The organism is Paenibacillus humicus NBRC 102415 (assembly GCF_004000905.1).
Classification (GTDB): domain Bacteria; phylum Bacillota; class Bacilli; order Paenibacillales; family Paenibacillaceae; genus Paenibacillus_O; species Paenibacillus_O humicus.
In genome coordinates, this window is record NZ_BIMD01000007.1 from 25873 (window position 1) to 48136 (window position 22264).

Below are 22264 nucleotides of genomic sequence, written 5' to 3' on the forward strand. Positions count from 1 at the left end.
GCATGAAGAAGGACCGGACGCGATCAGACATGCTCGCGTCCGGTCCTTTTTTTGGCGGGACGAGATCGGTTTCCTTTAGAACGCCCAGTTGCCGCCGCGGAAGATCGGCTCCAGGCTGCCGTCCTCGAGGATGCCGTCGATATCCATTTCGGCGGAGCCGATCATGAAGTCGACATGGGTCATGCTCGTGTTCAGCCCTTTTTCCTTCAGCTCGTCCTGGGACATGCCCTTGCCGCCTTCAATGTTGAAGGCATAGGCGCTGCCGAGCGCAAGATGGTTGGAGGCGTTCTCGTCGAAGAGCGTATTGAAGTACAGAATGTTGGAGCGGGAAATCGGGGAATCGTAAGGCACGAGAGCGACTTCGCCGATCCGGCGCGCGCCTTCGTCCATCTCGAGCAGTCCTTCCAGAGCGGCAAGCCCTTTCTCCGCCTCGGCCTTCACTACGCTGCCGTTCTCGAACGTCAGCTTGAAGTTGTCGATGATGGTGCCCCCGTAGCTGAGCGGCTTGGTGCTGGATACATAGCCGCTTACGCCGTCGGCCTTGGCCGCTGTGAACACTTCCTCCGTAGGAAGGTTGGCTACGAATTGGTTGCCTTGGATATTGTGGCTGTCCGCCGCGACCCACAGATGGCCTTCCGGAAGCTCGATCGTCAGATCCGTTCCCGGGGCGGTGTAATGCAGCTTTTTGTATTTGCGCGAGTTGAGATGCTCCGACTTGGCGTTCAGGCTGGCGATATGCTCCTTCCAGGCGGCGACCGGATCGTCGAGATCGGCGCGCACGGCTTTGAGGATGGACGTCCACAGGCTGCTGTACTGCTCTTCTTCCGTCGATCCCGGGAACACCTTCTTCGCCCATGCTTTGGACGGCGCCGCGACGACGCACCAGCTGAATTTGTCGGACTGCATCATCTGGCGGTATGTAGAGAGGGCTTTGCCGTAGGTTTTCTGGTGGTTGATGATACGCTCCTGGGCGACTCCCTTAAGCAGATCCGGATCGGAAGAAACGACGCTGATGACAGCCGCGCCTTCCTGGACAAGCTCCAGCATTTCCCCGGCATACCATTTGGGCTCGTCGAGGAACGCTTCGTCCGGCGCCAGCTCATAGCGCAGGCGGGCAAGCGTGTCGTCGTTCCAGTTGACCTTGACGGAACGGGCTCCTGCTCCGTACGCTTTTTTGGCGATCAGGCGAACGAGGTCCGCGGCATCGAGAGACGCGTTGATGACCAGTCTCTGGCCGGGCTGGATTTGGACGCCGACCTGAACGATCAAATCCGCATACCGCTCGATTTGCTCTTTCAGTTTGGTCATGTTGATTCCTCCATTCATTGTGCGGGTTCCTGATTATTGTACACGATCTGTTCCGAAAAATGAAAATGCCATGCTAAGATGGGAAGACCAAACCGCCTTGCCGGCGCCTGAAAGGAGAGGAACGTCTTGTTCTCCTGCCAATTGAACCCCGACCTGGAGCTGAGGCTTCTCGAGACGCGGTACGCGCGTCCCTTGTTCCGGACCGTCCAGCGGAACCGGAATTATCTGAACGAATGGCTTCCCTGGGTCAAGCATATCGAGAATGTCGACGACATGAAGGATTACATTGAATTCGAGCAGAAAAGAAGGGAGCTTCAGCAAGGCTTCTCCGCAGTCATCCTCGAGGGAGGAAATCCCGTCGGCGTCGTCAGCTACCAGGAGCTCGACTGGCGCAACCGCAAGGCTTCGCTCGGATATTGGCTGAGCGCCGATTGCCAGGGAAGAGGAATCATGACGATTGCCTGCAAGGAAATGGTCCAGTATGCCATCGTGACGCTCGAAATGAACCGGGTCGAAATCAGGACCCGGTCGGACAATGCCCGCAGCCGGAGTGTCGCTGAGAGGCTGGGCTTCTCGCTTGAAGGCCTGCTCAGGCAGGAGGAGCGGAGCGGAGCTTCCTATTACGACCATGCTGTCTACGGCATGGTCGCCTCGGAGTGGGACCGGCACAAAAGAGAACGCCGGAAAGCGGCCGGTGACGGCTATGTCGAAGCGGCCGCAGCGGAGGAGGCATGACTCCGGCCGGGGCAAGCAGCTTCTACGATGCCGTGCTGACGAGCGAACATCTCGAGCCGGAGGTGACCGCCTATTATTTCAAGCGCTGGAACGGGTATGAGATGGACTTCCACCGTCATGATTCCATGGAGATCATGTATGTCATTGAAGGATCCTGCCAGGTGCAGACGAGAGAGATGAGGCATCGGGAAGACGGCATGCTGAGGCGGGGAGAGCTGGTGCTGCTCGATGCGGGCACGGAGCATCGGCTGATCGTCGACGCCGCCAAGGGCTGCCGCATGCTGAACGTGGAGTTCCGCTTCCGGCCGGCCGAGGGTCCGAATTTCTCGGTCCGAGCGCTGGCGGAGGCGGAGGCGTCTGTGCGCAGCCTGCTTTCCCGCGCGCAGCCGCGCATCGTCATGAAGGATACCGATGAATGCTTCCATATTCTCCGCTGCCTCGTTCTGGAGCTGGATCAGCAAGGCATGGAAGGAAACCGGCTCACTGGCCTCCTGTTCGGCCAGCTGATCATCCGCATTGCCCGGCTGGCGGAGAAGAGCCTGGAAGACGGAGCGCAACGGCTGGTTTCCTACATCGGCCGATGCAAGGACTTCATCCACGAGCATATGGATCGGGAGCTGCAGCTGAGGGACATCGCCGCCGAGGTCAACCTTCACCCGAACTATTTGCAGCGGATCTTCAGGAAGGCGGAGGGAATGTCTGTCGGAGCCTATCTGTCGGCGGTCCGCTATGAGAAGGCGAAGCAGCTGCTTGCCCGGACCGCGATTCCGGTATCCGATCTATGGGATTATGTCGGGCTCGGCAGCCGGTCCTACTTCCATGCCTGGTTCCGCAAGCTTGCCGGGATGACGCCGAGCGAATACCGGCAGAGCAGTCTCGCCGACAGCAGGGATCCTTCCGCCTATAGCAGAAATCCATCCGCCGTCGGCAAGGATTCATCCGACGAAGGCAGGGATCCATCCGCCGTCGGCAAGGATTCATCCGACGACAACAGGGCTTCATCCCCGGAAGGCAGGGACGGATTCCCGTGAGGGACAGGACAGGTTTCGATTTCTGACATCTGCGCCACCAGACGGTTCCGTTATCGATAACGCTTAATCCCCCGCGCCTGCTACACTCTATCCATAGGCATCATCCAAGATGGAGGGATCGGGCAATGGCCAAAAAAGTTGCGTTTATCGGGGCGGGCAGCATCGGGTTCACGAGAGGACTGCTGCGGGATCTGCTCTCCGTGCCGGAGATGCGGGATGTTAGGATCGCCTTCACCGACATCCATGCGGACAATCTGGAAATGGTGACCAAGCTCTGCCAGCGAGACATCTCGGAGAACGGCCTGGACATCGTCATCGAGGCATCCACGGATCGAAGGAGAGCGCTTGCAGATGCCGATTATGTCATCTGCACGATACGAGTCGGCGGCCTCGAAGCATTCCGGACCGATGTGGAGATTCCGCTGAAGTACGGGGTCGATCAATGCGTCGGCGACACGCTGAGCGCAGGCGGGATCATGTATGCCCAGCGGGGCATTCCCGAGATGCTCGCCATCTGCAAGGATATCCGCGAGGTCGCCAGCGGGGACGTGCTTCTCCTCAATTACTCCAACCCGATGGCGATGCTGACCTGGGCGTGCAATCGATACGGCGGCGTCCGCACGGTCGGGCTGTGCCACGGGGTGCAGCACGGCCATTGGCAGATCGCGGAGGCGCTGGGGCTCGCTACAGAGGAAGTCGACATCGTCTGCGCCGGCATCAATCACCAGACCTGGTACGTACAGGTCAAGACCGGAGGCGTGGACCGGACCGGCGATCTTCTGGAAGCCTTCGAGCGCCATCCCGACTTTGCCCGGACCGAGAAGGTGCGGATCGACATGCTTCGCCGCTTCGGCTATTACAGCACGGAGTCCAACGGCCATTTGAGCGAATATGTGCCTTGGTACCGCAAGCGTCCGGAGGAGATCGCGGACTGGATCGACATGGGCAGCTGGATCAACGGGGAGACGGGCGGGTACCTGCGCGTCTGCGTCGAGGGCAGGCTTTGGTTCGAGACGGAATTTCCGGCCTGGATGCAGGAGCCGCCGCTGAAGTACTCGATGGATGAGCGCAGCCAGGAGCATGGCTCCTACATCATCGAAGCTTTGGAGACGGGAAGGACCTATCGCGGACATTTCAACGTCGTCAACGGCGGCATCATCTCCAATCTGCCGCAGGACGCGGTCATCGAAGCGCCGGGTTATGTGGATCGCAGCGGCATCGCCATGGGAGCCGTCGGCGAGCTGCCGCTCGGGCCGGCAGCCGTCTGCAATGCCAGCATAAGCGTGCAGCGGCTCGCGGTCGAAGCCGCTGTGCGCGGCGACGACAAGCTGCTGCGCCAGGCGTTCATGATGGATCCGCTCGTCGGTGCCGTCTGCAACCCGCCGGAGATCTGGCAGATGGTCGACGAGATGCTGGCCGCCGGCGAAGCCTGGCTTCCTCAATACAAGGAGGCCGTTGCGCAAGCGCGCAAGCGTCTTGAAGAAGGTCCTCTTCTGCCGGTAAGAGCCTCGGAAGGGGCGGCGCGGCTGAAGACGAAGACGCTGGAGGAAATGCGGCTGAACCGCGAGGAAGCCGATCGCAATGCGGGGGAGGCGGACAAAGGCAAACATCGCGCCGCTCCGATGGACCGCTGATTCCCCCCGCCGGTCGGCCGCGGATGGGCCGCCGATCGGCCGCCGATGCTGGATATCCATTCGCCTGCCGCCTTTCCGGCGGTTTTTTTCATTCCAGGAATTCGAGTCCGGTATTGCGCAGGTCGATGTGGAACTTCATGCTGATTTTAGCCATTTTGAACATTTCCGGCCATTGCTCGTACTGAGCAGGCTTCAGCCGGCTGCGATACCGGTTCCCGAAGCCGAATATGTCCGCGCCGGCCCTTTGGGTTTTCGCGAACATGGACTTGGCCTGCACATTCAAATCCTCCAGCAGCTCCCTCAGAACCTCTTCCTCGCTCATTTCATTCATCTGCGAGCTGTCGACAAGCGTCACGATCAGCCAGGACTCGACGTCGATGATCGGCTGTCCGCTGCTGAGCGCGGTTTTCACTTGCGTGCGGTTATGAACGATTTTGACGTCCGAACGGCTCATCAGCTTCACCTCCGAATCATGGAAGCGATGCGTGATGATTTCATAGATCAGCGATTCATCCGGGTTCAGCACTCCCGCCATGCGGTCTTTGGCGTAGATGGCATTGCCCTCAAGCTCGAACGAGTTTTGGGTTCCTTCCGAAAGAATCGGAATCAGGTTCGCTTGGAGCGGATTGTACAGCTTGGAGTAGATTTCCCACAGCATGGTCTTGTTTTTGCGGGGGATGCCGCCTGCATAGGGTTCAAAAAAAAGCTTGGTGTAAATGCCGGAGAGCTCACCGGTCGGATTGGGGCTGGTAAAGATTCGGCTCATATCTCCCTTGACGATCGCCACGACGGCATCGAGAGGCACGGAACGCTCCCTTACCGCAAACTCCAAATAAGATTTCAAGCTGACCTTGGTCATCGAATCGTCGAGAAGAAGAGCTCTCGTGGAGGTGGCATCCAGCGATTTGGGCAGCTTGTAGCGGGCGCGGTTCATCGCATCGGCGACCGTAATGCCCGGCTGGCTCATGGCGAAGAAATCCTTCCCTTCGGTTTTTTGGGCGGTCTTGGGCAGCGGGAACCTCATCCACACCTGGATTTGCGATCCGGATCCTTTTTCCAGTCCCATTGCCCCGATCATCAGCCGGTTGTCCACATCCTTGGAATCCCAGCATCCGTTCAGCAGTCCGAGCAGACAACAGGCAGCCGCTGCCCGGACCAAGCGCATCTTTCTCATGACGCCACCTTCCTTTTTCGTTCCCGAACCGACAAAAGGGCCAGGCCGAGCAGAGGGAAGCCGAAAAGCGCATACAGCCTTAGGCCCAGCGTATAGAATATCGTTCCTTCAACGGCTCTCCAAGAGGGAAGAGCCGAAGCCGAAGCATAGACCAGCAGCACGACAATTCCATAAATCCAGATCGGATTGGCGCGGGGGAACAAGCTTTTAACGGATTCGCCGAGAGCATGGAGCTTCAAAGCCATGACCAGCAGCACGTACAGCATGGTGACCGATACGAACAAGGCGGTCAGGTTCTCGAAGACGACCCAATAATGGTAGACGGAATCCATTTTGGATATGTACGGCAAGGTCAGGTGGCGTGTGAGCTCGCGGCCGAAAGTCATGACGGGCAGATAAATAAATCCGGCAATCATCGGAAACGAAAGGAGCAGGGCATAGATATAGCTTTTGCGGTAGCGTCCCGAGATTCGAGGATTGTAGCTGCCGATCAGAGCGGTAAAGACAAACCCCATCCAGATAAAGGAGCCGGAGTAGAAATTCCTTATCATGAGAAAATCACCGTTTGTAAAAAGCCAGGGACCGCCCAGCGTCCACTTGACGTCGCTGAAGCCGATCAGCATCAGGCAGACGGATAGAAGGGTGCTGATTAAATAGAGGACACGCGCAGCTCTCGCTATGGGCATCATGCCGGCAAGAGCAAGCGCGCCCGGAGCAAGCAGCATGCCGTTGAGAAAGGTAATGGGAGTCGTCGGCAGCATCGTCATCGTAATCAGTTCCGAATAGGCCCTCAGCATGACGACAAGAGCTCCGAAAATGAAGATGAGCTGAGGCAGGCAGATGATCAAAGCGGCGGGAATGCCGGCCGATTGGCATAGCCTGTCGATCAGCTTGCCTTCCTGCAGGCGGCCGAGCAGCTTGCTGTAGAGCAGGCAGCTCAGCAGCGCAACAGCCGCCCAGACGACCAGCGGAACCCAGTACGCCCCTGTCGTGCTTCGGACGATCAGGCTCGGATAGATGAAGCCGGCTGAAGCTCCGAAAAAGAGGACTTGAATGGAGAACATGTCGTAGCCGGTCAGGGAAGGGGGATTCTTCTTCATGGCTGTATGGCTCCTTTCCTGCGCAGAGAGGTCAAGTAAGGGGCCCCGAACGATTCCAGGCAGCTCAGGTAGAACACAAGGCAGGCGAAGCAGAACATAATGCCCAGCAGTCCGGCTACGGTAGCCCCGATGGCGATGAAGTATTTGAGAATGCGCTGGACAAGCCCCATCTGATAGTCGATGACGATGAAGTTGGTGATCGCGGTCGCGGCGACGATAATCACGAGCAGGTTGCTGACGATGTTCGCCTGGATGATTGCCTGGCCCAGCACGACGCCCCCGACCATCGTCACCGTCGAGCTGATCGTCTTTGGCAGCCGGATGCCGGCTTCGGTGATGAAATCGATGATGAGCAGCATGAGAAAGGTTTCCACGAACACGGGATAGGGAACCCCTTCGCGGCTGGCGGAAGCGGCCAGACTGATCTCCAGCCGGTTGACGTCCACGTTGACGGAAGTAAGGGCGATATACAGAGCCGGCAGGAACAGGTTCATGAACATGGCGAGAAAGCGGAGGGAGAGCAGAAAATAGGCGACATAAGGATTGACATAGTTGTCTTCGGGAGAATGCCAGAAGTCGGTATAAACGGCGGGGACGGTCAAGGCGAAAGGGGATCCGTTGACCATAATGACCATTTTGCCCCGAAGCAGATCCGCCGTGGAGCGGTCGGGACGCTCGCTGGACATCGCCAGCGGGAACAAGCCCAGCTTTTTCCGGGAGACGAGCAGCCGGAGCAGTTGGCCGCTGTCCTGGATGCCGTCGGCCTGTATGTTCCCGATCCGTTCCTTCAGGCTCGCCAGCAGGTCCGGATCGGCGGCGCCCTGGCAATAAAAGACCGCGATTCGGGTCTGGCTCAACTCGCCGACCTTCGTTTCCCACATCTTCAGCTTGGGAGAGCGGATCTGCTGCCTGATGAGAGCGGTGTTGGCATCCAGATTCTCGTTGAACGCATACATCGGCCCTTGGAGCACGCTTTCGGTAATCGGAGAGCCGATGCCGCGCTGCTGGGTTTCCGACAGGTCGACGAGAAGGCCGTTTTCGGATAAGGACGTGCAAATGACAGCGGAGCCGTTGCAGATCGCTTTCTCGCAGGCCGGCTGGTCCGCCTCCCCTATCGAGGTGCCGTTATAGCGGCTCAGCTTGGCGGAGAGCTCGCCGATGCCTGTCGAGCCGAGCAGCAGATCCAGCTTCTGCGTGGAGCAGAGGGAAGCGAGAAAGCAGATGTAGACGGGCTCGGAGCCGGAGGCTCCCACAGCCTCGGTTCGGTAATCGGCCGAATCGCCGAAAGCATCCCGCAGCATCCCAAACAAGCTCCGGCTGCCGGAGCCGGCTCTCAAACGGTGGATGGCTTCAAGGATTTCAGGCATGTCTGCGCCTCCGATCTGGAAATGGTAGCATTGGCAGTCTTATCCTGTCCGGAAACGGGGATTCTCATGTATGCGTGCGGGAAACGGATGCCGCGCATGCCGAGCCTCTGGTATACTTGACCCAACATCATGATAGAGTCGGGGGAATCAACCGATGTCAGTTGAACGGAATTTCATCGCTCCAGTCCGAGTTGCGGACCGCCCGAAGCGCAGGCTCCGCTTCGCGGAGAGGGACAGCCTATTCTGGAGAAGGGCATGGGGGGGCTTATGGGCTGCGGGAGCGTTCCTGGCATCCGCGTCAGCGATGGGCACGCCTACGGGCTTCGGGGCATCGCAGGATGTCATGCTGATGGTGCTGGCCGCTACGGCGGCCATGGGCTTGTTTTCGATGCTGCTTGCCATTGTCTTCACGTGGCTTCGCCTCCCGCTGCCCCGATTGTTCGCCGGCGGGGCGGCAACGCTGCTGTCGGGCTCCATCGCGGCGCTGAAGGTTTCCGGAGCCGGTTGGACCGGGTCCGTCGTCATCGCAGCGGCGTACACGGCCTGCGGAATGGCGGCGGGCATGCTGCTGTCCGCTCTGCATGCCGTTTCGGCCAGGCGCTGCGATGACGGCGCCGGCACGCCAGCCGCATTCAAAGCCGCTGCAATCTCAGCGGCACTGCTGCTGCTGCTGCCTGCGGCTGTCCGAATGTCCGAAGACATCGGAGAAGCTATGGCGGGGGAGGCGGCAGACTACGCCCTTGCTCCGCCGCCAAGCGGGCAAGGCGGATATCAGGCATTTACTTACGGCAGCGGTTCGGATCGGAGGGAGGAGTTCGCCGAAGGCGCCATGCTTGTCTCCAGAACGGCGGATGCAAGATCGCTGCTGCCTTCGTGGAGCCCGCTCAAGAGCTTGTATTGGGGCTTCGAGCCTGCACGTCTGCCGCTCAACGGAACGGCATGGCTGCCTGACGGGGAGGAACCGGTCCCGCTCGTGCTGCTTGTGCACGGCAACCACCTCGCCGAGCAGGACTCCGACAAAGGCTACGCCTATCTAGGCGAGATGCTCGCTTCCCGCGGATATGCGGCCGTCTCGGTAGACGAGAACTTTCTGAATTATTCGGTATGGTCCGATATTCCGGAGGATGATATGCTGCTGCGGTCCTGGCTTCTCCTCCGCCATCTGGAGCAGCTGGCCGAATGGGCGGAACAGCCGGACAATCCGTTCTATGGCCGGATCGACCTGTCCCGGACCGCTCTGATCGGCCATTCCCGAGGAGGGCAGGCCGCGGCGATGGCCGCGGATGCTTCCCGCTGGTTCGGCAGCGGCGTGGACGGCGTCTGCATCCGGGCCGTCGCGGCTCTCGCGCCGACGGATACGATCACGGACGGAGAGCGGGCACAGCTTAGCGGAGTCAGCTATCTCGTCCTGCAAGGCGGCAGGGACGCGGACTTGACGGATTTCTACGGAGAACGGCAGTACAACCGGACCGCGATCGAACCGGACTCCGACGCCTTCAAAGCGGCCGTTTACATCCCGGAGGCGAATCACAGCCGGTTCAACAGCGACTGGGGCACGATGGACAATTCGCTCCCGGGCGGGCTGCTGCTCAGCCAGAAAGGGCTTCTGAGCGGAGAGGAGCAGCGGGCGGCCGCTTCCTATTTCATCTCCGCTTTCATGGATGCGGTATTCCGGAGCGATGCTGAAGCGAGAGACCGAATCCGCAATCCGGGCGACAGCCTCCCCGGCTTCCGTTCTCCCGGTTATTCCATCCAGTATGAAGACGGGTCCTACCGGATGCTGCAGGACTTCGAAAAGGCCGGCGATCCTCCAAGCTTGCCGGCAGCGGAAGCGGCGCCAGGCTTGAGTGCGGCCGTCGAGCCGGTGCCGAGCCGAAGCGGGGGAGGACAGGACAGCCTGGCCGGGGTCTTTTCCTGGGCCGCCGGCAGCGGCGAGGACTATTACCGTATTCGTCTGGAGGAGCCGCCGGTCATTCAGCCGGCCGGGGGCATCACTTTCTCCGCAGCTAACCGCTCCATGGACCTGTGCGATGCAGACGGCTCCGCTTGCCAGCCGCAGGAGATCACCGCAACCGTCCGCTTGACCGATGCGGATGGACAATTTTCTCAGGCTGCCGTCGGACCGATCTCCCCTCCCGAAGCTCCGCGCTACTTGCGCATGTCCTGGCTGGCGGAAGGGTGGAGCAAAGGGAAATACAAGGCCGCAGCCGCGTCGGTCCTGCATTCCTACCGGATGCCATTGAAGCTGTTCGCCATGCTGAACCCGAGTCTCGACACGGACGGGCTCGTATCCGTCGAGATCCGCTTCCGATCCGCCGGAAGCGGACCCGGAAAGCTGATGCTGGACAACATCGGATTATATGGCCCGGATTTCTCCAAATCGTCGATTTCTCCCCCCGGTTGAGAGGTTTAAGGCGCTTGACGCCTTTGTCCCATGCTGGCTATACTTTAGTAAGTGCTTTTGAACTCATTCATCCCAAATCATGAACGATCCGATTCAAGGGATCACAGAAAGGTTGGACGCCCTTTTGAGCAAAACCTCCGCCAACAAGAGCAGGAACAGGAACAAGAGCCAAGGCAGCAAAGCCTACGTCAATCCGAACAAGAAAAAAGGCGGCAACGGGGCGCTGATCTGGCTCTCCCTCGCCATAGTGGCGGTAGCTGTCTTCATCGTTCTGGGCATCAACAACCAGTCCAAGGCGTATGACTTCGATTATGCCGACCTGCCTCGACTGGGCAGCGCGGACGCTCCGGTCAAGATTGTGGAATTCGGCGATTACAAATGTCCGAGCTGCAAGACGTTCGCGGAGACGTACAAGCCTCAGCTTCAAAAGGATCTCATCGACACGGGCAAAGCAGCTCTTTATTTCGCCAACTACGCTTTCATCGGCAAGGATTCCAGTACGGCCGCCGAAGCCGCTGAAGCGGTCCGGACGCAGAAGCCGGACGCTTTCTGGACTTATTATGATGCTCTTTATGCCAATCAAGAAGACGAGAACACCGCATGGGCGACGCCTGAGAAGCTGGTGCAGATCGCCAAGGAGGCGAAGCTCGACATCGATTACGACAAGATGCTGGCGGAGATTCAAAGCGGCGTCTACGCAGACCGGGTCAAGGAGCATAATTCCCTGGCCGCCAAGTCCGGCGTGCAGGGCACTCCGACGCTGTTCCTGAACGGCAAGCTGGTCAGCTTCAAAGATTACAACGATCTCAAGGGCCAGATCGAGGCCGCGAGCAAATGATCCTAACCGCCCCCAAGGAGTGACGGAGACTGCATGATACGGAGTGAAGAAGAAGAGCAGCCGGTCGAAGGCTTCTGGCCTCGTTACCGCTTTTATTTCGCTTGGATGGTCGCCCTCGTCGCGACGCTCGGCAGCCTGTACTTCAGCGAGGTCAAAGGCTTCATTCCTTGCGACCTCTGCTGGTACCAGCGCATCGCCATGTATCCGCTGGCCGTCATTCTCGGCGTCGCGGTATACAAAGGGGACAGGGGCATCGCCAAATACGCTCTTCCTCTGGCTGCCGCGGGGTTCCTGATCGCCCTCTACCACAACCTTGAAATCTGGAATCCTTCCCTCGCTGGATTCGTGCCGTGCAAGTCTGGCGTGCCGTGCAACCGGGACTACCTCAATTGGCTCGGCTTCATTACGATTCCTCTCCTGTCGATGACTGCCTTCGCGGCCATCCTCGTTTGCCTGCTGACAGGCGGAAAGGGATCGCGCCGATCCTAGGCAGGAAGGAACCAGAACCTGCGTCAACTGCGACCATAGACATATCCAGACAAGAATCGACATGCTTTTCACCGTTTCAAATGCCCCAGCCTGCATCCGATGCAGGCTTTTTTTAATTGCATACAAGTTTTGGTTTGTAAGACTAAAGGCGTGGGTATATGATTAAGGCGAGTCCGTTTATAAAGCGTTTACATGACGATTTTTATCTCCTTATCCGGATGTTTTGATATACTTGAAGGACTAGGCATGCCGAACATGACGACCGCCCCGAACAGCCCATTCCTCCGGAGGTGCCCCATGCCAATCGTACAAGATTTGCCGGATAAAGCTTTCATGAAAGATCTCTATTTGTTCAATCGCGGAGAGGCCCATCACGCCTACCGCACCTTCGGCGCGCACAGCGCGCTCGAGAACCGAAGACGCGGTATCCGCTTCACGGTCTGGGCGCCCAACGCCCGCGAAGTCCGGGTCGCAGGCGACTTCAACGGATGGGACGGATCCTCCCATCCGATGGAGCCGGCAGGAAGTACCGGCTGCTGGTCCTTGTTCATTCCGGGCCTGAAGGCCGGGACGATGTACAAGTACGAGATCATCGCTGCCGACGGGCGCAGGCTGATGAAGGCGGATCCGTTCGCCTTCGCCTCGGAGCTGAGGCCTGGCACGGCATCCGTCGTAGCCGATCTCGGCAGCTACAAGTGGAAGGACGAGGAATGGCAGGCCCGCAAGCAAAACGCATCTCCTTACGAGGAGCCGATGCTCACCTACGAGATCCATATGGGAACCTGGAAGATCAAAGGCAAGGAAATCTTTTACTCCTACGACGAGATCGGCGGCGAGCTGCTGGATTACGTCGTCAAGATGGGCTACACCCACATCGAGCTGATGCCGCTTGCCGAGCATCCCTTCGACAAGTCCTGGGGGTACCAGATCACCGGCTATTTCGCTCCGACGAGCCGTTACGGCAGTCCCAAGAGCCTGATGAAGTTCATCGACCGCTGCCACCGCAAGGGAATCGGAGTCATCCTCGACTGGGTGCCCGCCCACTTTTGCAAGGATGAGCAGGGGCTCAGGCAGTTCGACGGCACCCCGATCTATGAGGGGGCCGATCCCAAGCTGGCGGAAAAGCCGCTGTGGGGAACCAACGCTTTCGACTACGGCCGGACCGAGGTCCAAAGCTTCCTCATCTCCAACGCCATCTACTGGATGGACATCTTCCACGTGGACGGCCTTCGCGTGGATGCCGTGGCCAGCATGACGGATCTGACGATGGATAAGCCGCCTGAGATGCACAGCCTCAACCGGTACGGGGGGACGCGCAATCTGGAGGCGGTGGAGTTCCTGCGGAATCTCAACAAAACCGTGTTCCGTTATTTCCCGAACGCCCTCATGATCGCCGAAGACAGCTCGTCCGAGCCCGGCGTGACGGCTCCCGTCCACGAAGGGGGGCTTGGCTTCAACTTCAAATGGAATATGGGCTGGATGAACGACATGCTCCGTTATATGCAGCTTGATCCTTCCGAGCGGCCGAAGCGGCATAATCTTCTTACCTTCGCCATTATGTATGCTTATACCGAAAATTTCGTGCTGCCCTTGTCCCATGACGAGGTCGTGCACGGCAAGCGCTCGCTGCTGAACAAGATGCCCGGCAGCTACGGGGAGAAGTTCGACGGCCTCCGCCTGTTTTACGGATTCTGGATGACCCATCCCGGCAAAAAGCTTCTGTTCATGGGAGGAGAATTCGGGCAATTCGACGAATGGAAGGATAGCGAATCGCTGGACTGGATGGTGCTGGAGTACGACTCCCACCGGCAGATGCAGAACTATTCACGCAAGCTGAACCATCTCTACCGCAAGCTGTCGTCTCTATGGCAAAAGGACTACGATCCCGAAGGCTTCGAGTGGATCGACGCGAACAACGCTTCCCAGAGCGTCGTCTCCTTCATCCGCAGGGGCGAGGGCGGCAGGTTCGTCGTGGCCGTCGCGAACTTCTCGCGCAGCAACTATGGGGAATTCCTAGTCGGCGTGCCGGAGAAGGGGCGCTACTCCCTTCTTCTGCACAGCGGCGATTCCATATATGGAGGCAGCCTTGACGGGCTGCCGACCCACTATCTCAGCAAGCCTGAACCCATGCACGGACGAGATTACAGCCTTACCGTGGAATTGCCCCCGCTCAGCTTCCAGCTCCTAGAATTCCGGCCGCGGGGAACACATTGACGAGGAGATGGGTACCATGGGCCACAAAGAGATGATCGCCATGCTGCTTGCCGGCGGAGAAGGCAAACGGCTGGGAGTCCTGACGAAGGATCTGGCCAAGCCGGCCGTCCACTTCGGCGGCAAATACCGGATTATCGATTTTACCTTGAGCAATTGCATGCATTCCGGCATCGACACGGTCGGTGTCCTGACTCAGTACCAGCCGCTTGAGCTGAACCGGTATTTAGGCATCGGAAGCCCATGGGGGCTCGACCGCAGCGACGGCGGAATGGCCGTGCTCCCCCCGTACGTCAAATCAAAAGGCGGCGATTGGTACAAAGGAACCGCCAATGCCATCTATCAGAATATGGGATTCATCGACCGCTATGAGCCGGAATACGTGCTGGTCATCTCCGGCGATCATATCTACAAGATGGACTACGAGAAGATGCTGGAGCATCACAAGGAGCTCGGAGCGGATGTGACGATCGCCGGTCTGGAGGTCGAGCTGAAGGAAGCCAGCCGGTTCGGCACGATGCATATCGGCGAGAACTGCCGCGTGACGGATTTCGAGGAGAAGCCCAAGCATCCCGTCAGCAACGTGGTCTCCATGGGAGTCTATATCTTCTCCTGGAAAGTGCTGCAGAAATACCTCATCCTCGACGAAGGAGACCGAAAGTCGAGCCACGACTTCGGCAAGGATATCATTCCGCGCATGCTGGAGGATGACATCAGGCTCCATATGTACCCGTTCAAGGGCTATTGGAAAGACGTCGGCACGATCGACAGCCTTTGGGAGGCGCATATGGACCTGCTCGGCGCCGAGCCTCAGCTCGATCTCGGCGGCGACGAGTGGAGAATCTATTCCGCCCGCCACAACCGCCCGGCCCATTATGTCTCTCCGGAGGCATCCATCTCCGACTCTCTCGTCACCGAGGGATGCGTCGTCGAAGGCGTCGTCGAGCGTTCGGTCCTGTTCCATGGCGTTGAAGTCGGCGCCGGCAGCTTCATCCGCGAATCGGTCATCATGCCGGGAGCAATCATCGGCGAGGGAGTGAAGCTCTACCGCGCCATCGTCGGCGAGGGAGCGGTCATCGAGCCTGGCGTCGTCATGGGATCCCCCGACAGTCCGGACATCGCCGTCGTCGGCAGCGACGAGAAGATCAGCAGAAGTCCAAAACTTCAGGAGGTGGAGCAGCCATGATCAACAAAGCGATGGGCGTCGTGAACCTTATCCACGAGACGGATGAGCTGGAAGGCCTCACGTCATACCGCTGCCCGGCTACCGTCCCGTTCGGGGCCAGATACAGGCTGATCGACTTCACGCTCTCCAGCATGGTCAACTCCGGCATCCACAAGGTAGCCGTGTTCGCCCATACGAAGTACCGCTCCCTCATGGACCATCTGGGATCCGGCCGTCCTTGGGATCTGCATACGAGGCAGAGCGGCCTCTTCATTCTTCCGCCGGCTTCGGACAGCATCCAGGAGCTCAGCCGGGGAGACCTGTTCCACTTCTACCAGCATCGCGACTATTTCCAGCGCTGCAAGCTGGAGTACGTCGTCGTGACCCGCAGCCAGATGGTGTGCAACATCGATCTCGACGCGGTGCTCGATTACCATGAGCAGATGAACGCCGACGTTACCGTCGTCTGCAAGCAGCAGGCCGACATGCTCGGCGGCAAGACGCGCAAGGTCGAGCTTGCCTCCGACGGCCGCGTCGTTCAGATGCAGGACCATTTCGGCAATATGGACAGCTCGCTTCATTCCATGGAGATCTATGTCATGAAGAAGGATCTTCTCATGGATCTCGTGCAGACCTCGCTGGCGCAGGGGCAGGACCATCTGGTCCGCCACGCGATCCTCTCGCGCCTGGACAGCCTGCGAATATACGGCTATCTCTATGAGGGCTTCCTCGGCGTCGTCAATACGGTGGAATCCTACTACCGCACGAGCATGGAGCTGCTTCGCCCCGAGGTGTGGAGGGAGCTGTTCTTCCAGCCGGGGTCGGTCTACACCAAGACCAAGGATGAGCCTCCTACCCGTTATCTCGAAGGAGCGATGACGGGCAATTCCCTGATCGCCAATGGCTGCAGGATCGAAGGGACCGTCATCAACAGCGTGCTGTTCCGCGGCGTCCACGTCGGCAAAGGCGCCGTCATCCGCAACAGCATCGTCATGCAGAACGGAACGATCGGAGCGGGCACCCGGCTTGACCGGGTCATATTGGATAAGGAAAGCAGCGTTGAAGCCGACCGCGACATCCGCGGCGCGGAAAGCATGCCTTTCGTATCCGGCAAGAGAAAGACCATTTAATGGTCTTTTCTCTTATCGGGACCTTTTTCTCTCTAGAGGGAGGTCGCCTCCTTCCAGCCGAGGTCCATCTTATCTAGCAATTGCAGCTTTTTTCTCTAAAAGCGAATAGAATGACTCTTCCAAACCGATACTAGATGATAGAAAGACAGGCGGGCGGCCGGCAGGCAGGAACAGCTGCCGCCGCTTGCGCTGTCCAGGAGGGAACCTGCCGTGAATGTATTGTTCGTGACATCGGAGGCTGTGCCCCTGGCTAAGACGGGCGGCCTTGCCGACGTGGCCGGCGCATTGCCCAAAGCTTTGCTGGAAAACGGGGTGGGAGCCAGCGTAATCCTGCCCAAATATGAAAGCATCCCTTGGAAGCATCTGCAGCATTTCGAGACGATCGACACGTTCTCGGTCCAGATGGGATGGCGGATGCAATACTGCGGACTTCTCCGGGGAGAGGTCGGCGGAGTCGTCTATTATCTCATCGACAACGAGCATTACTTCCGCCGGGGCGGACTGTACGGCTACGGCGACGATCCGGAGCGCTTCGTGTTCTTCAGCATCGCCGTGCTCGAAGCGGTCCGCAGGATGGACACCCGCTTCGATGTGCTGCACTGCCACGATTGGCAGGCGGGGCTCGTGCCTTTCCTGCTCAAGCGCCGTTACTTCCAGGATGAGGTTCTGGGCGGCATCCGTACCGTATTCACGATCCATAACCTGCGGTATCAGGGCATATTCGGCCAGCAGGAAATGATGGATATGATCGGGATGGGGCCGGAGATTTTCAGCGAAGGCGGCCTGGAATTCCACGGTGCGGCGAGCTGCATGAAGGGCGGACTTCTCTACGCGGACAAGCTTACGACCGTAAGCCCGAGTTATGCCGAGGAGATCAAGACCGCTTATTACGGGGAAGGGCTGGACGGCCTTCTGCGCTGGAGAGCGGCCGATCTGGCGGGCATCGTCAACGGCATCGACACGGCCGACTTCGATCCGGCTGCGGATGAGGCGCTCCACGCCAAGCTGGGCGGCTCCGCTCCGTACAAGCTGGCCAACAAGCTCGCCCTGCAGCGGGAGATGGGCCTGCCCGAGAGGGCGGACGTTCCGGTCATCGGCATCGTGTCCCGGCTGGTGGAGCAAAAGGGCTTCGACCTGATCGACGCCGTCTTCGGCGAGCTGCTCGAAGAAGACGTGCAGTTCGCGATCCTCGGTTCCGGGGAATGGAAATACGAGGAGATGTTCCGCCAGGCCTCGCATTCCCGGTATGACAAATGCAGCATCCGCACCGGCTTCGATGACGGGCTCGCGCGCCGCATCTACGCCGGCTCCGACCTGTATCTCATGCCGTCCCAGTTCGAGCCTTGCGGCCTCAGCCAGCTGCTGGCGCTGCGCTACGGAACGGTGCCGATCGTGAGAGAGACGGGAGGGCTGAAGGACACCGTCCAGCCTTTCAACGAATACACTGGGGAAGGCAACGGTTTCAGCTTCGCGCATTACAACGCCCATGACATGCTGTATACCATCCGCAGGGCGCTGCATTATTACCGCAACGAACAAGCTTGGAAGGTGATCGTCAGCAACGGCGAGAAGGACGATTACAGCTGGAGCCGTTCCGCCAAGTCCTACATCGGCCTCTACGAACAACTAGCACCTGAGCGGAAGGAGAAGGAATCATGGCCCGTCACCTTGTAATCGGCAACGGAAAAATGCTTCTCAACCTTGACCATAACAGCTACATCCGGGACATCTATTATCCGTACGTCGGACAGCTCAACCATGTCGGCGGCCAATACTGCCGCCTCGGCATCTGGACCGAGGGACAATTCAGCTGGCTGGAGGATTCGGCCTGGGAGTCCAAGCTGGACTATATCGAGGATTCTCTCGTCACCAACGTCAACGCCCGCCATGGCGGGCTCCAGACGGAGCTGCAGATGAACGACGGCATCCATCAGCGCGAATGCATCTACCTCAAGCGAGTCGTCATCCGCAACCTGTCGGACAGGGAGAGGGAATACCGGCTGTTCTTCCACCAGGATCTCATGATCGACGGATCCGAGGTTGGCGATACGGCCGCCTACTATCCCGACAACCATACGCTGTTCCACTACAAGCGCTCGTCGTATTTCATGTTCAACGGATTTTCCGACGAAGGCGGCATGACCCAGTATTCGACCGGAATCAAGCGGTTCCATTCGGCGGAAGGAACATGGAGGGACGCCGAGGACGGCACCCTCATGGGCAATGCGATCGCACAGGGCTCCGTCGACAGCACGATCAGCTTCCGCACCGTCGTTCCGGCGGGCGGCGAGAAGACGGTCTATTACTGGATGTCGATCGGCAAGAGCCTGGAAGAGGTCAAGGAGCTGAACCAGTACGTCCAGGAGAACCATCCCGAGAAGCTGCTCAGCCGCATCGTCATCTACTGGAACCACTGGCTGGGCAGGGCGGAGAGGGATCTGGGCGACCTGCCTCCGGAAGTGGCGCGGATGTTCCGCCTCAGCCTGCTCATGGTGAGGACGCAGACCGACGAGCGGGGCGCCATCATCGCGGCCAACGATACCGATATCCTTCAGTACAACCGGGACCATTACAGCTACATGTGGCCGCGGGATGGAGCGCTGGTCGCCGATGCGATGTCGCTGGCAGGCTATCAGAGCGTGATCGCGCCGTTTTTCCACTTCTGCTCGCAGGCGCTTACTCCGGAAGGATATCTGTACCATAAATTCAATCCGGACGGAACCGTAGGCTCCAGCTGGCATCCTTACATGGTTCAGGGAACCAAGCGGCTCCCGATCCAGGAAGACGAGACGGCGCTTGTCCTGTTCGCGCTCTGGAGAGACTACAAGCGCCATCAGGTCATCGAGCTGCCCCAGTCGCTGTACAGCAGCCTCATCCGCAAGTCGGCCGCCTTCCTGAGCAGCTACATGGAGCATTCGATGTCGCTGCCGAAGCCGAGCTACGACCTGTGGGAGGAACGCTACGGCATCTGGACGTATACGACCGCTTCCGTATATGGAGGCCTCATGGCGGCAAGCTTCTTCACGGAGCTGTTCGGCGATTACGAGCGCAGCGACCATTACCGCCGCACCGCCGAGGAGATCAAGCAGGGCATGCTGACCCATCTATGGGATGAGGACAGCGGCCGGTTCGCCCGCGGACTCGTGCAGAAGGACGGGCGCTGGGTGAAGGACATGACGCTGGAGAGCAGCTTGTTCGCCGTTCTGGAGTTCGGCGTGCTGCCGGCGACCGATCACCGTGTCATCGGCACGATGCAGGCGATCCGGGAAGGGCTGGCGGTGCGTACCGAAGTCGGCGGCATCGCCCGTTATACGAACGACTATTACTTCCAGCAATCCGGGGAGATCGACCGGGTTCCTGGGAACCCATGGATTATCTGCACGCTGTGGGTGGCCAACTTCGAGATCGAGTCGGCGACGAGCCTGGCCGAACTGGAAGCTCCCAGGCGCACGCTGGAGTGGGTCGTCCGCCAGTCGCTGGAGAGCGGCGTCCTGCCGGAGCAGCTCAATCCCTATGACGGCTCGCCGCTGTCCGTCGCTCCGCTCACCTGGTCGCATGCGACCTTCGTGCAGAGCGTGAGCAAGTACGCGGCCAAGTACAAGGAGCTTGCGGGAAGCGCGGGCCCTGTATAAACTGGATAGGATGGTTTCAGTCCCGGTTCCTTTTTGGAGCCGGGACTTGTTTTCGCCCTGAACAGAGGAAGGATGATGAACATGAAAAGCATGGAGACGGATCGATTGATTTTGCGGACGGCGGAGCCGGGGGATGCGGCTGCCGTAGCTTCGTATGCGCGCCGCAACCGCGAGTTTCTGGAGCCGTGGGAGCCGCTGCGCGACGAATCCTTCTACTCGTTGACCGCACAGCGGAAAATGCTGGAGGCGGACCGGGCCGAAATGGAAGCGGGCCGAATGTGCAAGCTGTGGATTTTTTTGAAGGAAGATCCCGACACCGTCATCGGCTCGGTCGCTCTCAGCAATATCATCCGCGGCGTGTTTCAGAGCAGCACATTGGGCTACCGGCTGGACAGCGGACTGCTTGGCAGAGGGTATATGCCGGAAGCCGTCAAGGCGATTGTCGACTACGGCTTCGGCGTCCTGAAGCTGCATCGGATCGAGGCCAATATCATTCCGCGCAACGAAGCCTCTCTCTCGGTCGTGCGCAAGCTGGGGTTCCAGGAGGAAGGGCTGGCCCGCAAATATTTGAAGATCAACGGAAAATGGGAGGACCATTATCATATGGTGCTGCTCAACGAAGCTCTCGAAGCGGAAGAGGAGCAGGCGGCCGGCCGCTCGGGCCGATAGGAAGCAGCCGCGGGGAAGAGCGGTTGCGGAATTGGACCGCGGTTGTTGCGGGCCTCTATGCGGCAACCCCCCGGTTCACGGGCGGCTTCCGATTCCGTCCGCCTCGTCCGGTGAGCGGATGAAGCGTCGGAGTCCGGCACCGATGCTCACCTCGGGGTAAGTATGTGAACGGAAAGTGCGTACTTATGCGACGGCGCAACGCCGGCTATACTCAAAAGCGTACAAAACAGAACGCTCGAGGAGGGCCGACCCTATGAAAACACTTGTCGTCGTCACGCATCCCGGCATCGATACATCCGTCGTCAATCGGCGCTGGCTGGAAGAGCTCCGCAAATACCCCGACCGCTACACGGTCCATGAACTGCATAAAGCCTATCCGGATGGAAATATCCAGGCAGAGAAGGAGCAGGAGCTGATTGAAGCGCATGGCCATCTTGTCCTGCAGTTCCCGATCTACTGGTTCAGTTCTCCTCCGCTCCTTAAAAAGTGGCTGGACGATGTGTTCACTTACGGATGGGCGTACGGGTCGAAGGGAGACAAGCTAAGAAATCGAAAAACAGCCTTGGCTGTAACCGCAGGAGGAACGAGGCTGGATTTCAGCGAAGAAGGAAAGCTCCGCTGCGGGCTTGACCGGATTCTGTCCCCATTCGAAACGACGTTCCGTTACTGCGGTTCCGATTATCAGGACTTCTATGCCTTCTACGGCACCGAATACGAGACGGTGGAGAATGCGGACTACCTGAAGCGGCTGGACCGGAGCGCGCAGGGCTATATTGAATTTCTCAGCCGGCTTTAACCGGCAGCAACCAAAAAAGCAGTCCTCCTGCCCATGGAGGGACTGCTTTTTTGGCCTGGATGCCGCTATGTCGGAAGATGGGCCGTCTCCGCCTGCTCGGCCGGCTTGACGTTCTTCTCTCCCCAGTCGCACATCATATCCATCACGGGAATGAGCGACTGCCCTTTCTCGGTCAAGGAATACTCCACCTTGGGAGGAATCTGCGGAAATTCCTCGCGACGGACGAGACCGTCCGTCTCCAGCTCCTTCAGCATGACGGATAAGGTTTTAAAGGATATGGTGCCGATTCCCCGCTGCAGCTCGTTGAAGCGCATGACCTTATATTGGGAGAGCCAGTACAACAGAGTCATTTTATATTTGCCGCAGATGACGGACAAGGTGTAGTCGAAGCCGGTGTCCTTCATCTGGATGCCGGACGGAGCGCAGCTTGTTTTATCCATGCACGATTACCTCCTTATGGAACATCGCTCAAGGCCGCCTCTCCGGTCAGGGCCTCGTTTTTCTTTGGACAGGCTGCTGCCGGGACGGATGGCGTCATGGACTCATCCTATCATTTCGAAACGGACAGCTCAATGCCTTGC

At 59.0% G+C, this 22264-nt stretch carries 18 protein-coding genes; 13 read left to right on the top strand and 5 right to left on the bottom strand.

Annotated elements, in window-relative coordinates; translation table 11 throughout:
* Positions 1-75: 75 nt before the first annotated feature.
* Positions 76-1308 carry an aminopeptidase gene (locus PHU01S_RS06790; protein WP_048748241.1) on the bottom strand — a complete coding sequence of 411 codons (1233 nt, stop codon included), beginning with the start codon at positions 1306-1308 and terminating at the stop codon, positions 76-78.
* 126 nt (positions 1309-1434) lie between these two features.
* On the opposite strand from PHU01S_RS06790, the gene PHU01S_RS06795 reads away from it, so the two are divergent.
* From PHU01S_RS06795 to PHU01S_RS06805, 3 genes are all read left to right on the top strand, one after another.
* On the top strand, positions 1435-2043 hold the full coding sequence (locus tag PHU01S_RS06795; RefSeq protein WP_021880659.1) for a GNAT family N-acetyltransferase: 609 nt from the start codon (positions 1435-1437) through the stop codon (positions 2041-2043).
* Positions 2040-3074 (top strand): helix-turn-helix domain-containing protein, encoded by a 1035-nt coding sequence (locus PHU01S_RS06800; RefSeq protein ID WP_127506772.1) that lies wholly within the window; start codon positions 2040-2042, stop codon positions 3072-3074. The genes PHU01S_RS06795 and PHU01S_RS06800 overlap by 4 nt, the downstream gene beginning before the upstream one ends.
* A gap of 125 nt (positions 3075-3199) precedes the next feature.
* A complete protein-coding gene (locus tag PHU01S_RS06805; RefSeq protein WP_127506774.1) occupies positions 3200-4708 on the top strand; it encodes an alpha-glucosidase/alpha-galactosidase in 1509 nt (502 codons plus the stop codon).
* Between the two features lie 88 nt (positions 4709-4796).
* Here PHU01S_RS06805 and PHU01S_RS06810 read toward each other — a convergent pair whose 3' ends face one another.
* From PHU01S_RS06810 to PHU01S_RS06820, 3 genes are read right to left on the bottom strand one after another with little or no spacing between them, the layout of a single operon-like run.
* Complete coding sequence (locus PHU01S_RS06810) at positions 4797-5882, bottom strand: Ger(x)C family spore germination protein (protein WP_021879216.1); 1086 nt, start codon at positions 5880-5882, stop codon at positions 4797-4799.
* Complete coding sequence (locus tag PHU01S_RS06815; RefSeq protein ID WP_021879217.1) at positions 5879-6982, bottom strand: GerAB/ArcD/ProY family transporter; 1104 nt, start codon at positions 6980-6982, stop codon at positions 5879-5881. Before PHU01S_RS06815 ends, PHU01S_RS06810 begins: the two co-directional genes overlap by 4 nt.
* Positions 6979-8349, bottom strand: a complete 1371-nt coding sequence (locus PHU01S_RS06820) for a spore germination protein (protein WP_048746732.1) — start codon at positions 8347-8349, stop codon at positions 6979-6981. Before PHU01S_RS06820 ends, PHU01S_RS06815 begins: the two co-directional genes overlap by 4 nt.
* Positions 8350-8503: 154 nt before the next feature.
* Here PHU01S_RS06820 and PHU01S_RS06825 point away from each other — a divergent pair, with 154 nt between their 5' ends.
* The 10 genes from PHU01S_RS06825 (at position 8504) to PHU01S_RS06870 (ending at position 21683) form a co-directional block, all read left to right on the top strand.
* The gene (locus tag PHU01S_RS06825; RefSeq protein ID WP_127506777.1) at positions 8504-10753 is read left to right on the top strand and encodes an alpha/beta hydrolase; all 2250 of its coding nucleotides are present in this window, start codon (positions 8504-8506) and stop codon (positions 10751-10753) included.
* A gap of 124 nt (positions 10754-10877) precedes the next feature.
* Positions 10878-11591 (top strand): DsbA family protein, encoded by a 714-nt coding sequence (locus PHU01S_RS06830; RefSeq protein WP_246029161.1) that lies wholly within the window; start codon positions 10878-10880, stop codon positions 11589-11591.
* A 33-nt stretch (positions 11592-11624) separates the two neighbouring features.
* Positions 11625-12080, top strand: coding sequence for a disulfide oxidoreductase (locus tag PHU01S_RS06835; protein WP_021879222.1), 456 nt, complete (start codon positions 11625-11627; stop codon positions 12078-12080).
* Positions 12081-12377: 297 nt separating this feature from the next.
* Positions 12378-14294, top strand: coding sequence for a 1,4-alpha-glucan branching protein GlgB (gene glgB, locus PHU01S_RS06840; RefSeq protein ID WP_127506781.1), 1917 nt, complete (start codon positions 12378-12380; stop codon positions 14292-14294).
* 16 nt (positions 14295-14310) lie between these two features.
* Complete coding sequence (locus tag PHU01S_RS06845) at positions 14311-15477, top strand: glucose-1-phosphate adenylyltransferase (protein ID WP_049867168.1); 1167 nt, start codon at positions 14311-14313, stop codon at positions 15475-15477.
* Positions 15474-16586: a glucose-1-phosphate adenylyltransferase subunit GlgD gene (gene glgD / locus PHU01S_RS06850; RefSeq protein ID WP_048748468.1), complete on the top strand. Its 1113-nt coding sequence runs from the start codon at positions 15474-15476 to the stop codon at positions 16584-16586. Before PHU01S_RS06845 ends, glgD begins: the two co-directional genes overlap by 4 nt.
* 210 nt (positions 16587-16796) lie before the next feature.
* A complete protein-coding gene (gene glgA / locus PHU01S_RS06855) occupies positions 16797-18260 on the top strand; it encodes a glycogen synthase GlgA (RefSeq protein ID WP_127506783.1) in 1464 nt (487 codons plus the stop codon).
* A complete protein-coding gene (locus tag PHU01S_RS06860) occupies positions 18242-20218 on the top strand; it encodes a glycoside hydrolase family 15 protein (protein ID WP_048748450.1) in 1977 nt (658 codons plus the stop codon). The genes glgA and PHU01S_RS06860 overlap by 19 nt, the downstream gene beginning before the upstream one ends.
* An 81-nt stretch (positions 20219-20299) precedes the next feature.
* Positions 20300-20887 (top strand): GNAT family N-acetyltransferase, encoded by a 588-nt coding sequence (locus PHU01S_RS06865; protein ID WP_232313209.1) that lies wholly within the window; start codon positions 20300-20302, stop codon positions 20885-20887.
* 253 nt (positions 20888-21140) lie between these two features.
* Positions 21141-21683: an NAD(P)H-dependent oxidoreductase gene (locus PHU01S_RS06870; RefSeq protein WP_127506787.1), complete on the top strand. Its 543-nt coding sequence runs from the start codon at positions 21141-21143 to the stop codon at positions 21681-21683.
* 65 nt (positions 21684-21748) lie between these two features.
* Here the strand turns inward: PHU01S_RS06870 and PHU01S_RS06875 are convergent, their stop codons facing one another.
* Positions 21749-22123: a winged helix-turn-helix transcriptional regulator gene (locus tag PHU01S_RS06875; RefSeq protein ID WP_021879230.1), complete on the bottom strand. Its 375-nt coding sequence runs from the start codon at positions 22121-22123 to the stop codon at positions 21749-21751.
* Between the last annotated feature and the right edge of the window lie 141 nt (positions 22124-22264).

Bases quoted from the DNA above. Each gene is read 5' to 3' on its own strand.
- PHU01S_RS06790 (WP_048748241.1), bottom strand. From the start codon at position 1,308: ATGACCAAACTGAAAGAGCAAATCGAGCGGTATGCGGATTTGATCGTT.
- PHU01S_RS06805 (WP_127506774.1), top strand. From the start codon at position 3,200: ATGGCCAAAAAAGTTGCGTTTATCGGGGCGGGCAGCATCGGGTTCACG.
- PHU01S_RS06865 (WP_232313209.1), top strand. From the start codon at position 20,300: ATGAAAAGCATGGAGACGGATCGATTGATTTTGCGGACGGCGGAGCCG.
- PHU01S_RS06860 (WP_048748450.1), top strand. From the start codon at position 18,242: ATGGCCCGTCACCTTGTAATCGGCAACGGAAAAATGCTTCTCAACCTT.
- glgB (WP_127506781.1), top strand. From the start codon at position 12,378: ATGCCAATCGTACAAGATTTGCCGGATAAAGCTTTCATGAAAGATCTC.
- PHU01S_RS06870 (WP_127506787.1), top strand. From the start codon at position 21,141: ATGAAAACACTTGTCGTCGTCACGCATCCCGGCATCGATACATCCGTC.
- PHU01S_RS06825 (WP_127506777.1), top strand. From the start codon at position 8,504: ATGTCAGTTGAACGGAATTTCATCGCTCCAGTCCGAGTTGCGGACCGC.
- PHU01S_RS06875 (WP_021879230.1), bottom strand. From the start codon at position 22,123: ATGGATAAAACAAGCTGCGCTCCGTCCGGCATCCAGATGAAGGACACC.
- glgD (WP_048748468.1), top strand. From the start codon at position 15,474: ATGATCAACAAAGCGATGGGCGTCGTGAACCTTATCCACGAGACGGAT.
- PHU01S_RS06835 (WP_021879222.1), top strand. From the start codon at position 11,625: ATGATACGGAGTGAAGAAGAAGAGCAGCCGGTCGAAGGCTTCTGGCCT.
- PHU01S_RS06810 (WP_021879216.1), bottom strand. From the start codon at position 5,882: ATGAGAAAGATGCGCTTGGTCCGGGCAGCGGCTGCCTGTTGTCTGCTC.
- PHU01S_RS06845 (WP_049867168.1), top strand. From the start codon at position 14,311: ATGGGCCACAAAGAGATGATCGCCATGCTGCTTGCCGGCGGAGAAGGC.
- PHU01S_RS06800 (WP_127506772.1), top strand. From the start codon at position 2,040: ATGACTCCGGCCGGGGCAAGCAGCTTCTACGATGCCGTGCTGACGAGC.
- PHU01S_RS06815 (WP_021879217.1), bottom strand. From the start codon at position 6,982: ATGAAGAAGAATCCCCCTTCCCTGACCGGCTACGACATGTTCTCCATT.
- PHU01S_RS06820 (WP_048746732.1), bottom strand. From the start codon at position 8,349: ATGCCTGAAATCCTTGAAGCCATCCACCGTTTGAGAGCCGGCTCCGGC.